The sequence below is a fragment of the Bradyrhizobium sp. HKCCYLS2038 genome, from assembly GCF_051167655.1.
Lineage (GTDB): Bacteria > Pseudomonadota > Alphaproteobacteria > Rhizobiales > Xanthobacteraceae > Bradyrhizobium.
On the sequence record NZ_JBNPTM010000016.1, the window covers coordinates 1 to 12711 of the forward strand.

The window sequence follows — 12711 nt, forward strand, 5'->3', positions numbered from 1 at the left end:
GCGGCTGCGCTTCATGCTCTGGTCCTCGTTGGGCCAGAACGAACTTCAAACTGGATTAAGCCCGAGGGGCAAGGTCATTATCGGTGTTTTGCGAACAGCACCCGCTGAGCGGCGTTGATCGAACTCTCGGCCAGATCGACCTCGCGCTTCGAGGACGGTAGATGCTGGCGTCTGGATTGGTAGTTGAAGTAGAGCGTACCATGAATCCCATTGACGTTGCGCTTGAGGATCGGGCGCTGCCAAATCGCGCTGAGAACGAAGTCCGCATGGGCTTCGCCCACGCGCTGAACGAAGTCCTCCGAGATTTCCATGTCCTGATCACCGGGTGAAAATATCTGACAAAATTCGTCCTCGGTGGCCCGAAACACACTGAACGTGGCGTTATCCGCGCCGTCGATGATCTGAATGTTTCTCCATTCTGAACGCGGGCTATAGATATCGAGGCCGAGCAGGATTCCGCGCTCTGTGAGCAAGGAAAGGCAGTCAGGACTGATCTCAAGACCTTCGTTGGTTTCCTGCAAGAACAAACTGACGAACAGGTACGGTCGATATTTTCCGAGGCTGCGCCAGATCGACAGGTCCTGACTCAGCGGCGAAAGGATTTCCTCGACCTGCGCGTCAATATCTCCAGGCGCGCGACGCTCCGCACGCACGATCCAACTGCCCGTTTTGGCGATCCGTCCGCCACCTATCACATCGCCCTTGCTCGCGCATGTTGAAGGCGTCCCGCCGAGAAGGGCAGTCAGCGCGCCGGGGTTGAGATTATCGCCGGAAAATCTCAGGGACGTGTGCGTTTCTGAAATCCTCGTCATTATCCAACTTTGCCTCGCCACGATTTTCCCATTATGACAAAAGGCCGAGACGTTCGCACTGCAAAGCTAACTCAGCAATTCGCCGGCCAGCTCGCCCAGCCGCTCGACGCTGCGCTCGATCCGCGCGTCCCAGTCGTGGCTGCAGCTCAGCCGCAGGCAGTTGCGATAACCTGACGTCGCCGTGAACAGTCCGCCGGGCACGAAGCAGATGCGCTCGCGGATGGCGCGCGCATAGAGCGCGTTGGAATCGAAGCCCGCGGGCAGCTCCAGCCACAGCACGAAGCCGCCCTTGGGGTCGGTCATGCGCGTCTCCCGTGGGAAGCTGCGGTCGACGGTGCGGCGCATGCGGTCGATGTTGTCGGCGAACACCTTGCGGATGCGCCGCAGATGGGCGTCGTAGCCGCCTGAGTTCAGGAAGTCCGCCATCGCCTTCTGCGGCAACGCCGCGCCGCTCAGCGACAGCGCGAATTTTGCAGCGAGGATCTCGTCGTGGCGGCGGTTGGCGGCGAGCCAGCCGATGCGATAGCCAGGTGCGATCGTCTTCGAGAACGAACTGCACAGGATGATGTCGGCCTTTGGAGCGATCGCGGCGAACGGGCGTGGCCGGTCGTCGCCGAAGCTGATGTCGCCGTAGATGTCGTCCTCGATCAGCGGCACGCCATGACGCGTGAGCACGCGGATGATCGCGGCCTTCTTCGCCTCGTCGATGCGCGTGCCCAGCGGATTGTTGAAGCTCGAGGCGAGCAGGCAGGCGGCGACGCGGCGGGCGCCGAGCGTCTTGTCGAGCGCGGCGACGTCGACGCCACTGGCCGGATCGGTCGGCAGCTCCAGCGCGCGCAGGCCGCGGGCCTCGAGCACCTGCAGCAGGCCGAAATAGGTCGGAGATTCGATCGCGACGGTGTCGCCCGGCCGGGCGGTGACGCTGAGGGCAACGTTCAGTGCCTCGGTGCAGCCATTGGTGATGAGCACGCCCTCGGGCGGCACGGCGTGCCCGAGCCGCAGCGCACGTGCGGAGATCTGGCGGCGCAGCTCGGCATCGCCATGGGGATCGGCATAGATGTTGTAGGCGCGGCCATGAACGCGGGCGCAACGCGCGAGGTGGCGGTCCAGCCGCTCGGCCGCGAGCAGGCCGGCGCTCGGGAGCGCGCAGCCCAGCGGCGCATAGGCCGGGTCGCCGGCATAGGCGAGCACGCTGAACACGGGACTTGATACGGCGACGGGTCTGGCCCGCCGCGGCGGCTGGGACGCTGTCGGCAGGGCGCGCTGCCGGTGCGGCCGGTGCGTGACGTAGAAGCCGGATTTCGGCCGGGCCTCCAGCACGCCGCGATCCTCCAGCAGCCGATAGGCCTGCACCGCCGTCGTCAGGCTGACGTGATGCTGGGACGCGAAGGCGCGCACCGAGGGCGCGCGCATGCCGACGCGCAACACGCCGTCGTCGATGAGCGCCGTGACGCGCTCGGCGAGCGCCTCATAGAGCGGCAGGTCTGGTGTGCGCTGGTCCATACAGATCATCCAAGCGCAGATCTGTGCTGGTGGCAATCGGGCTGGTCTGTATCTGTCATCGGGAGGTCGCTCCGCGTAGCGTCCGGCATCCACCGGAGTTTCGCCATGCTCAATCTGCCCAGCCGCTTTCCGCATAATGACATCATCAGCCTGACATCGCCGGTGCGCTACGATCTCGCCGAAAGCGTCGGCCCGGATTTGCGGCTCGGCGACCTGCTCGCGGGCGAGCTCGGCGACGAGCTGAAGGATCTCGCGCTGAGCTATGGCACCACCGAGGGCGACGTCGCGCTGCGCCGGCTGATCGCCGCGCGACATGGCGTTGATGCCAACGATGTCATCACCACCGTCGGCAGCATGCAGGCGCTGTTCCTGCTCGCCTTCATTCTCAACGCGGCGGGTGCCGAGGCGGTGATCGCAAGGCCGGCGTTTCCCAACGCGCGCAACGTGCTCGCCGCGGTTGGCCTGCGCGTAGTCGATCTGCCGCTGTGTTTCGACGACGGCTATCGTCTCGATGTGGACCGATTGCGGTCGCTGCTGACGGCGCGCACGCGGCTGGTCAGCCTGGCCTCGCCGCAGAATCCATCCGGCGTCGCGCTGTCGGAGCGCGAGCTGCACGAGATCCTTGCGGCCATGGACGAGGTCTGTCCCGATGCGTTCCTGCTGGTCGACGAGACCTATCGCGAGGCCGTGCATGGCGAGGCAGAGCCGCGCCCCAGCTTCGTTGCGCAGGATCGGCGGATCGTCAGTTGCGCGGCGCTCTCGAAATGCCATGGCGCGCCGGGCATCCGCACCGGATGGGTGATCACGCGCGACGCGGCGCTGCGCGCGCAACTCGTGCTCGCCAAGTTCAACACGACGATCTCGACCTCGGTCGTCGATGAGGCGATCTCGCGGCGCATCCTGCGCGATATGAATGCGATCATGCGCGACCGGCGCCGTCATCTGGCCGCGGGCCTGGCGCGCACCGAAGCGTTCGTCGCCGATCAAGCCAGGCTGATCGAATGGGTCAGGCCGGATGCCGGCGCGCTGTGCTGTGTCAGGTTGAAGCGGCAAGTGTTCGACGATGCGGCGGTGGCCCGCTTTCATCACGAGCTGACGGCGCGTGAGACGCGCGTCGCGCCGGGGCCGTGGTTCGGCGACGAAGCGCGCGTGTTCCGTCTCGGCTTCGGCATGCTCGCATTGCCCGAGCTCGACGAGGCGCTGCAGCGCCTGGCGCAGGCGCTGACCGCGGCGGCGTGAGCAGGGCGAATGTCGGCCCTGCGTTGACGTGTTTCCGAGCGATGCTCGCGCGCGATTGCGCTACGATAATCTTGACCGTTCTCTCACGAGGTTTCCATGCACGATCTCACCCGCTGCGTTCAGCATCCTGTCGTGTCCCAGGACGGCTTCAAGTCGCTGGCGGTGCCGACCCATCGCGCCTCGACGATCGTCTATGACGATCCGCAGGATTTTGCACGGCGCGCCGAGCGCGGCCTCGACGGCTACACCTATGGCCTGCACGGCACGCCGACGACGCGGACCCTGGAGGCGCAGATCACGGCGCTGCATGGCGGCGAGCGCACCGTGCTGGTTCCATCGGGACAGGCTGCGGTCGCGATCCCGATGCTCGCCGTGCTCAAGCCGGGCGACAAGGTGCTGATTCCCGATCACGTCTATCCGCCGGTGCGTCACCTCTGCGCCAACTATCTCGCATCGCGCGGCATTGCGCATCAGGTCTATGATCCGCTGATCGGCGCCGGCATCGCCGACATCATCGACGCGAGCACCAGGCTGATCTGGCTGGAATCGCCGGGCTCGGGAACGATGGAGGTACAGGACGTGCCGGCCATCGCGCGCGCGGCGAAGGCACGGGGCGTACTCACCGGCTGCGACAACACCTGGGCCAGCCCGCTGCTGTTCAAGCCGCTGGCGCATGGCGTCGACTTCGCGGTGGAGGCGCTGACGAAATATGTCGGCGGCCATTCCGACCTGCTGCTCGGCTCCATCACCGTCAAGGATCTCGCGCTGCGCAAGGCGCTGAAGGAGGTGCTGGGTGTGCTCGGCATCGGCGTGTCGCCCGACGAGGCGGCGTTGGCGCTGCGCGGCATCGAGACGATGGGCGTGCGGATGGCGCATAGCGGCCGCGTCGCGCGCGAATTTGCCGAGCGGCTGCAGCAGGCGCCGGCGGTCGCGCGCGTGCTGCACCCGGCGCTGCCGTCCTGTCCGGGGCACGAGGTGTTTGCACGCGACTTTTCCGGCGCGAGCGCGGTGTTCAGCGTCGTGATCCGGCCGGAGTTCTCGGCGCGGATCTATTCCGCGCTCGGGCATCTCAGCCTGTTCGCGATCGGCGCCTCCTGGGGCGGCACCCACAGCCTGATCGTGCCGATGGACGTCATGGCCGACCGCACAATGCGGCCATGGAATGCGGCGGAAGGATTGGTGCGACTCAGCATCGGCCTCGAAGAGCCGGGCGAGCTGTGGGCGGACCTATCGCGGTTCCTGGATGGGCTGGTGGCTTAGAGCACTCAGCGAGGTAGCACTTCGAGGCCGAACCTCTCCCCTCGCTGTCATTCCGGGGCGCGCGCAGCGCGAGCCCGGAATCCATACTCACAGGCCGTAGTGGGGAGAGCGAGATGGCGGAATATCGATCGCGCTCTCTCGCACCCATCGTGGTTATGGATTCCGGGCTCGCGCTGCGCGCGCCCCGGAATGACGGTTTGGAGAAAGTCGGACTCAAACGAAGCTTATACGTCGCGTGATGGCCCGGCTTCAGCGGGACTGCATCTGATAGCTAACCCGCACTCAGCCGGACGCCGGCGCGCAGAAACTTCTGCGGGTCGACGGCTTCGCCGTCGATGCGGGTCTCGTAGTGCAGATGCGGGCCGGTGGAGCGGCCGGTCGAGCCGACCTCGCCGATGATGTCGCCGATCTTCACCTGCTGGCCGATCTTGACGTTGATCTCGGAGAGATGGCCGTAACGGGTGGAGAGGCCGTTGCCGTGATCGACCTCGACCATGCGGCCATAGCCGCCGGACCAGCCGGCATTGACGACCTTGCCATTGGCGGTGACACGCACGGGATCGCCGGTGGCGGCGCGGAAATCGAGGCCGGTGTGCATCGCCGGGCGACCGAGGAACGGATCCGAGCGCACGCCGAAGCCGGAGGTGAACTCGACCTCGCCGATGACAGGCTTGCGATACGGCACCAGCGACAGCGTCCGGTTCATCTTCTCGACCTGGGCGCGGGTGATGTTGATGCGATAGAGCTGGCGCTCGAACGGGCCGGACTCGGCGCCGAGCTTGACCGGCACGAACGGGCCGCCCATGCCGCCCTTCGGCGCTGCAGCTTCGAGCTGGCCCATGTCGAGGCCGAGATCGGTGATCACGCCGCGCATCCGCCGCAGCTTCGATTCGAGCGTCTCCTCGGCCGAGGACAGCATCGCGACCTGCCGCGCCTCGACCTGATCGAGCGAGCGCGTCAGCCGCGTCAGCACGTTGTCGACACCGGCGAGCTTGGTGGACTGGCTCGGCTGCACATTGGCCATGACGGGGCTGCGCGATTCGAGCCGGGCCTCGCGGTCCGGCGGCGCGGTGAAGATGACGGTGTCGCTGATCGGCGACGGTTTTGGCGTTGATGGCGCCGAGGGCGGCTCGATTGCCGGGCCACGGGCCGGCGCACGGATCGAGCCGGTGATGTCGGGCATGCTGCCGAGCGCGGTGGCGCGGCCTTCGAGCGCGGTTTGCCGCTTCAGGATCTGGTCGAGCTTCTGGTCGAACTGCTCCTGGTCGAGCAGCTGGCGGCTGGTGGCGCGGTCGACCTTGGCGCGCAGCTCGGCGATGCGGTCCTCATAGGCGTATTGCATTTCGGCCTGGCGCGCGATCAGGCGGGTCAGCACGTCGTCGCGGAACGCGAAATAGGTCGCGGTCGCCGCCGACCACGCGCCGAGCAGGCTGACCGTGCCGACCACGATCCAGAACACGACAGGGCCGATGCGCACCTGCTTGCCGGCATGCACCAGCGTGTAGTCGCTCTGCGAGGCTGTCGCCGCGGCAGCAGGCGCCGGATGGCTCGCCGGTGCACGCCGGGGATGGTGGGCGTGGCCGCGGTCATGAGGATGGTGCTGGGGATATTCGGCGTGATGGCCGGAACGATGCGACATCGGCACTCCCGCGCCGGCTGGAGCTCGTTACGTCCAGCGGCGTCATTTACGGGAGGGATTTGACCCCTGCATGGTTAATTTTTCCCCAACACCCCGCCGCGTGTTTCTACAGGTCGCGCGCCGCCGCCAGCACGGTGTCGGCATGGCCGTCGACCTTGACGTTGCGCCAGACCTTGGCGACGCGGCCGTCGGCGCCGATCAGGACCGTGCTCCTGATGATGCCGAGAAACTTGCGGCCATAGAGCGACTTCTCGCCCCACGCGCCATACGCCTCCAGCATGCCGTGGGTCTCGTCGGAGATCAGCGGCACGGCGAGATCGTGCTTGTCGCGGAAATTGTCCTGCGCCTTGACCGAATCGGCTGATACGCCGAGCACAGCCGTGCCCGCGGCCGCGAAGTCCTTCGACAGCCGGGTGAAGTCGATCGCCTCCTTGGTGCAGCCGGGCGTGTTGGCCTTGGGATAGAAGAACAGCACGAGCTTCTTGCCGGCATAGTCGGCGAGCGAAACGGTTCCGCCGCCATCGCGCGGCAGCTTGAAGGCCGGCGCCTTGGCGCCGTCGGCGAGGCCGGTTCCCGGCGCGGCCGGAGCAGTCTTGGCGGCCAGGGACTTTGCGGCCTTGGTGGTGGTCTTCTTGGCCGGCTTCGCCGTTGTGGGCTTGCTGGTCTTCTTGGCCGCCTTGCTGGCCGCCATGGCCAGGCGGTTCCCGGCGGCTGCTCCGTAGGACGCCGGGTTGGAGGATTTCTTCCGTGATTCCTTTGACATACGCCTTCCTTTCGTCGCTTTCAGCGGCTCAAAAATGAAACCATCTCGGTTCTTGTCCGGTGTCCCGGGATCGATCCTGCATCCGTGGTCCGGCGCGCCGGAGGCCATGCCTCTTGCGATGGCCGGACAATCATGGGTACCCAGCACGCGTGAGTACCAAAGCAATGACGACTCTCGTACCATCTCCGGATCAGACATCCCCGCTACAAAATCTGCTCGGACGGGAGGCGCCGGTTCGCCGGCACGAGCGGGTGGGCAAAGCCGACGGCGGCAGGTTATAGTGATGGGGATTTTGCGCTTCGTCCGCGCCGCGTTGCGGGCGTGACGGCGGCAGGCGATTTGAGAGCGCCCGTTGCAGCGTGACGGGGGTCGACGGGAAGCGGGCGATGCCGGCGAGCGAAGGGCGCGCCCCGTGAACGGTCGGGGCCACATCGGCGACCAATCTGGCCGAGGCCAGATTGTCACCACCATTTTGGACACCAGGGGCCAGCACCGAGAGGCAATGGCAAGACAGACATCACCCCACCGGCCCCATCTGCAAGCGGACACCCAGGGCCAACAGTGGGATGACGCCGACTGGGACGTCGCTGACCTGCCTGAGGACGCAGCCGAGCATGACGAGGCCGCTGACGCGCGCGCGCGCCGCCTGTTGTCGCGTTCCGGTGCGGTCGGGCCGGAACGGGTCGAGCGGCGCAAAGGCCGGCTGCTACGGCGCTCCTTGGTCTCGCTGGTGCTGCTGGTCGTGATTCTGGGTATCGGCTTCGCCGGATTGTGGCTGCGACTCGGCGTCGGTCCGATCAGCCTCGACATCGCAACGCCGTGGCTGGCGGCGGCGATCGCGGACAATATCGGTCACGGCAACACGGTCGAAGTCGGCGGCACCCAGATCGAACGCGCCGGCCGGATCCGTGTCGCGGTCCGGATCCGCGACATCGTCGTGCGCGATCAGGATCGTGCCGTGGTTGCCAGCGCGCCCAAGGCCGAGGTTCGGCTGTCCGGCCCGGCGCTGCTGATGGGTCAGCTGCGCGCCGAGAGTTTGAAGCTTGTCGACGCCGAACTCTCGATCCGGATCACCCCCGACGGGACCGTCACCGTCTCCACCGGCGACACCGCCAAGCCGCTGGCCACCGGCGTCGCGAGCAAGCGCGAGGCCGGCCTGCCGCCGACTTTTCCGCGGCCGGGTCAGCAGGGCCCGGCTCCGACCGCGGCCGCGCCCCAGGCCAATGCGCCGCAGGCCGCCCCTGCAAATCCGCCCGCGACCGCCCAGAACGGCCTGCTCGCCGGGCTCGACTGGCTCGACAGCCTCAGCCTGACCGGGCTCGACGGCCAGAACCTCAATGAGATCGGCCTGAAGAACGGCGTGCTGGTGGTCGACGATCAGCAGCGCGGCAACAAGTGGACGTTCGAGAACATCAGCCTCAGCCTGCGCCGTCCATCCGGAGGCGGCGTGTCCCTCAGCGTCGGAGAGGAGGGCGCCAAACCGTGGCTGCTGCGGGTGCTGGTCGGGCCGCCGGCCAACGGCGTGCGCAGCCTCGACATCAAGGCCGATAAGGTCTCGACCAGCAACATCCTGCTGGCGTTGCGGCTGAAGGATCTCACCTACTTTGCGGATCTGCCGCTGACGGGAGAGATCAAGGGCGAGCTCGGCCGCGACGGGCTGCCGACCTATCTGCGCGGCAAGATCAACATCGGCGCCGGCAACGTCATCGACACCGACACGCCCGACTATCCGATGGCGATCGATTCAGCCGAGATCAACATGGAGTGGGACGCCGGCCGCCGCGTGCTGGTCGCGCCGTTCCGAGTGATCTCGGGCGCCAACCGCATCACGCTGAACGCCCATCTCGAGCCGCCGAACGATGTCAACAACGACTGGCGGCTCAACTTAAGCAGCGGCACGATCCTGCTCGGCGCCATCGCCAACGACCCGCCGCTGATCTTCAGCCGCATCTCCATCAACGTGCGCTTCGACACCGAAGGCAAGCGCGTGTTGCTGACGCAGGCCGAGGTGTCCAACGGCGAGATCGGCATCGCCGGCACCGGCAGCATCGACTATGCCGGCGAGCCCAGGCTCAAGCTCGGCTTCGCCACGACGCCGATGCCGGCGCTCGCGATGAAGCGGATCTGGCCGGCGCTGATCGTGCCGGAGGTGCGCGCCTGGATCATCGAGCGCATCGAGAAAGGCTCGGTGCAGCGGATGGACGTCGCGGTCAATTCGCCGACCCGCAACCTGCCGCGCAAGGGACCGCCGATTCCGGACGACGGCCTCGACGTCAACATTGTCGCCAGCAGCGTCACCGTCCATCCCGTGGACGGCCTGCCGTCGGTGCGCGATGCGGATATGAAGGTGCATGTGACCGGTCGCACCGCCACGGTGACGCTCGGGCAGGGCGTCGCGGATACGCCGGCGGGACGCAAGCTCAACGTCTCCGATGCCGTGTTCGAAGTGCCGGACATGGCGCCGAAGCCGTCGCCGTCGAAGGTGCGCATGCGCGTCGACGGCCCGGTCGCGGCCGCCGCGGAGATCCTGGCGTCCGACCGGCTCAGCGACACCACGGCGATCCCGATCGATCCGAACCAGACCAAGGGAACGTTCCAGGCCACCGTCAACCTGGCGATGCCGGTCAAGGGCGAGCTGACCAAGGCAGATACCAACTACGCGGTCACGGCGGATCTCAACGGCTTTGCCGCCGACAAGCTGGTGATGGGGCAGAAGCTCGAGGCCAATACGCTCAAGATCGTGGCCAACACCGCCGGCTACCAGGTCAAGGGCGACGTCAAGATCAACGGTCAGCCGGCCACGCTCGACTATCGCAAGCCGACCGACGGCGATGCCGACATCCGGATGCAGGCGACGCTCGACGACGCCAGCCGGGCCCGGCTCGGCCTCGACCTCGGCACCGCGATGGCCGGCGACGTGCCGTTGAAGCTCAATGGCAAGATCGCGTCGGGCCCCGATCGCGACAGCCGGATCGGCGTCGAGGCTGATCTCACCAAGCTGAAGCTCGACAATTTGCTGCCGGGCTGGGTGAAGAATCCGGGCAAGTCGGGCAAGGCGACCTTCAACGTGGTGTCGAAGCCGCAGTCGACCCGCTTCGAGGACATCAACATCGAGGGCGGCGGCGTCTCCATCAAGGGCTCGCTCGAGGTCGACCAGAACGGCGACCTGATGAACGCCAACTTCCCGACCTACGCGCCGTCGGATGGCGACAAGACGCAGATCAAGGCGGAACGCGGCCAGGACGGCGTGCTGAAGCTGTCGATGCGCGGCGACCTGTTCGACGGCAAGGGTTTCCTGAAGTCGGCGATCTCGGGCACCAACAAGGATGCCGACAAGAACAAGTCGCGTTCGAACGTCGACTTCGATGCCGAGGTCAAGCTCGGCGTGGTCACCGGCTTCAACGGCGAGACGATGCGCGGCGTCGACGTGAAGCTGTCGCGGCGCGGCGGCGCGTTCAAGAGCTTCAACCTCGCCGGCAAGATCGGTCGCGACACGCCGGTCACCGCCGATCTGCGCGTCGGCCGCGATGCGCCTGCCGCGGACCAGCGCAGCGGACGGCGCCAGGGCCGCGAAGTGATCTATCTCCTGACCGACGATGCCGGTGCCCTTCTCAAATTCACCGACACTTACGCCAAGGTGATCGGAGGCCAGTTGGAGCTTGCAGTGGAGCCGCCGACGGCGGACTCCACGCCGAAGGAGGGCCTGGTCAACATGCGCAACTTCAGCGTCAAGGACGAGCCCGCGCTGGATCGTGCCCTTGCCGGTGGAGGCGGCGCCGGTAGACAGGCTGTCGGCTTCACCACGGCGCGCGCCGAGTTCACCCGGCAACCCGGCTTCCTGTCGGTCCGCGACGGTTCGGTGCAGGGGCCGGCGATCTGCCTGACGATCGAAGGCAACATCGATTACAATGTGAGCCAGGTCCGCATGAGCGGAACCATGATCCCGGCTTGCGGGCTGAACAACATTCCCGGCCAGATTCCCCTGATTGGCCTGCTGCTGGGCAACGGCAATCGCGAAGGCGTGTTCGGCGTCACCTTCGAAGTGGTCGGCACGCCCGGCAAGCCGGTGGTGAACCTCAATCCGGTCTCCGCGATCATGCCCGGCGTGTTCCGCAACATCTTCAGGTTCAATACCGGCCAGCAGCCTTATCCGCCCCCAGAAGTCGCGCCGAACAACTGAGCTCGCGCGTCAGCGCCGCAGCGCCGGCACCACCAGGAACGGGATCATGCCGATGACGACGCTGATCAGCGCGAGCGCGATCACGGCGTCGTAGCCGTGGGTGAGATCGTGGATGACGCCGCCGCTCCATGACCCCAGCGCCGAGCCGAGTCCGCTGCCGATCGTGATCGCGCCGTAGATCGTGCCGACCCGCTTGCCGCGGAAGATCTTCATCGCAGTCGCCGACAAGAGCGGCCCGCGCGAGCCGATCATGCTGCCGAAGCAGATCACGAAACCGGTGAGCAGCACCATGTTGGGCGCGAATTGCAGGGCCCATAGCATGATGATGCCAGCGATCGAGACTGCGTAGGACAACAGCACCGATGGCCTGCGCCCGATCAGCCCGTCGAGCCAGGATACGCCGAGCATGCCGAACAGCAGCACGACGCCGGAAAAGCCCCAGGCGGTGGCGGCCTGCAGCGGCGCGAAGCCCGCATCGATCAGATAGGCGACGACCTGCGGCGCGATCGCATACATGCCGACAGCGGTGAAGAAGAAGGTCGAGAACAGCGCCCAGAAGGCGTGATGGCGCAGCGCCCGCGACAACGTCCAGGCGTCTTCGGCGAACTCGTCGGCGATCGGCCTGATGATGTGAGGCGCGCCGGCGGCAAACAGCCGCCATGGCAGCAGCGCCAATGGCACCAGCAGGATGAAGGCGGCGGCGCCGAACAGCTGATAGGCGCTGCGCCAGCCGATGGCGTCGATCAGGAGCTGCGAGCCCGGCAGCAGCAGCAGCACGCCGGCGCCGGTCGCCGAATAGATCACCGCCATCGCGGTCGGCAGCTTCTTGCCGAACCAGCGGCCCAGCAGGATCGAATTCGGCACGTTGCCGATCAGCGCGATGCCGATGCCGACGCACAGCCCGATGCTGAGCTGGAATTGCCACAGCGCCTGCGCATGCGCGGCCGCCGTGAACGCCGAGCCCAGCGAGAGGAGCCCCAGCGCATAGACCGTTCGCGGTCCGGAATGGTCGAACAGCCGGCCGATGACAGGCGCGGCGAGGCCGCCCGCCAAGGCTGTCAGCGAGTAGATCGAGACCACCTCGGCGCGGTCCCAGCCAAAGCTGTCGGAGATCGGCTTGAGAAAGACGGTGAAGCTCTCGCCGAGGCCGCGGCCGAGCACTGACAGCGCAAAGCACAGGCCCAGCACGACGAACGCCATGCGCGCACGCGGCGTGTTTGAGGTGTCCTCGGCTTGCGCTGGCTCTTGTGGTGCGCTGATCGTCATGGCCGTCAGGGAGCGCTCTTCGGCGCGCCCTGACAAGCAGGCAAACGCG

Annotated in this window: 8 protein-coding genes; 3 read left to right on the forward strand and 5 right to left on the reverse strand. The window is 66.7% G+C overall.

Annotated features, from left to right (window positions below; all coding sequences use genetic code 11):
- Positions 1–77: 77 nt before the first annotated feature.
- Positions 78–812, reverse strand: a complete 735-nt coding sequence (locus ACQR1I_RS35110) for a DUF4279 domain-containing protein (RefSeq protein WP_434870901.1) — start codon at positions 810–812, stop codon at positions 78–80.
- A 66-nt stretch (positions 813–878) separates the two neighbouring features.
- Positions 879–2315, reverse strand: a complete 1437-nt coding sequence (locus tag ACQR1I_RS35115) for a PLP-dependent aminotransferase family protein (protein ID WP_434870900.1) — start codon at positions 2313–2315, stop codon at positions 879–881.
- A 105-nt stretch (positions 2316–2420) separates the two neighbouring features.
- Here ACQR1I_RS35115 and ACQR1I_RS35120 point away from each other — a divergent pair, with 105 nt between their 5' ends.
- Both ACQR1I_RS35120 and metC read left to right on the forward strand, forming a co-directional pair.
- The gene (locus tag ACQR1I_RS35120; RefSeq protein WP_434870899.1) at positions 2421–3554 is read left to right on the forward strand and encodes a pyridoxal phosphate-dependent aminotransferase; all 1134 of its coding nucleotides are present in this window, start codon (positions 2421–2423) and stop codon (positions 3552–3554) included.
- A 96-nt stretch (positions 3555–3650) separates the two neighbouring features.
- Positions 3651–4814, forward strand: a complete 1164-nt coding sequence (gene metC / locus ACQR1I_RS35125) for a cystathionine beta-lyase (RefSeq protein WP_434870898.1) — start codon at positions 3651–3653, stop codon at positions 4812–4814.
- Positions 4815–5085: 271 nt separating this feature from the next.
- On the opposite strand, the gene ACQR1I_RS35130 is transcribed toward metC, so the two are convergent.
- Both ACQR1I_RS35130 and ACQR1I_RS35135 read right to left on the reverse strand, forming a co-directional pair.
- A complete protein-coding gene (locus ACQR1I_RS35130; protein WP_434870897.1) occupies positions 5086–6453 on the reverse strand; it encodes a peptidoglycan DD-metalloendopeptidase family protein in 1368 nt (455 codons plus the stop codon).
- 106 nt (positions 6454–6559) lie between these two features.
- The gene (locus ACQR1I_RS35135) at positions 6560–7216 is read right to left on the reverse strand and encodes a peroxiredoxin (RefSeq protein ID WP_434870896.1); all 657 of its coding nucleotides are present in this window, start codon (positions 7214–7216) and stop codon (positions 6560–6562) included.
- A gap of 502 nt (positions 7217–7718) precedes the next feature.
- Between ACQR1I_RS35135 and ACQR1I_RS35140 the strand changes: the two genes are divergently transcribed.
- Positions 7719–11396 carry a YhdP family protein gene (locus ACQR1I_RS35140; RefSeq protein WP_434870895.1) on the forward strand — a complete coding sequence of 1226 codons (3678 nt, stop codon included), beginning with the start codon at positions 7719–7721 and terminating at the stop codon, positions 11394–11396.
- Positions 11397–11405: 9 nt separating this feature from the next.
- Here ACQR1I_RS35140 and ACQR1I_RS35145 read toward each other — a convergent pair whose 3' ends face one another.
- On the reverse strand, positions 11406–12662 hold the full coding sequence (locus tag ACQR1I_RS35145; protein WP_434870894.1) for an MFS transporter: 1257 nt from the start codon (positions 12660–12662) through the stop codon (positions 11406–11408).
- Between the last annotated feature and the right edge of the window lie 49 nt (positions 12663–12711).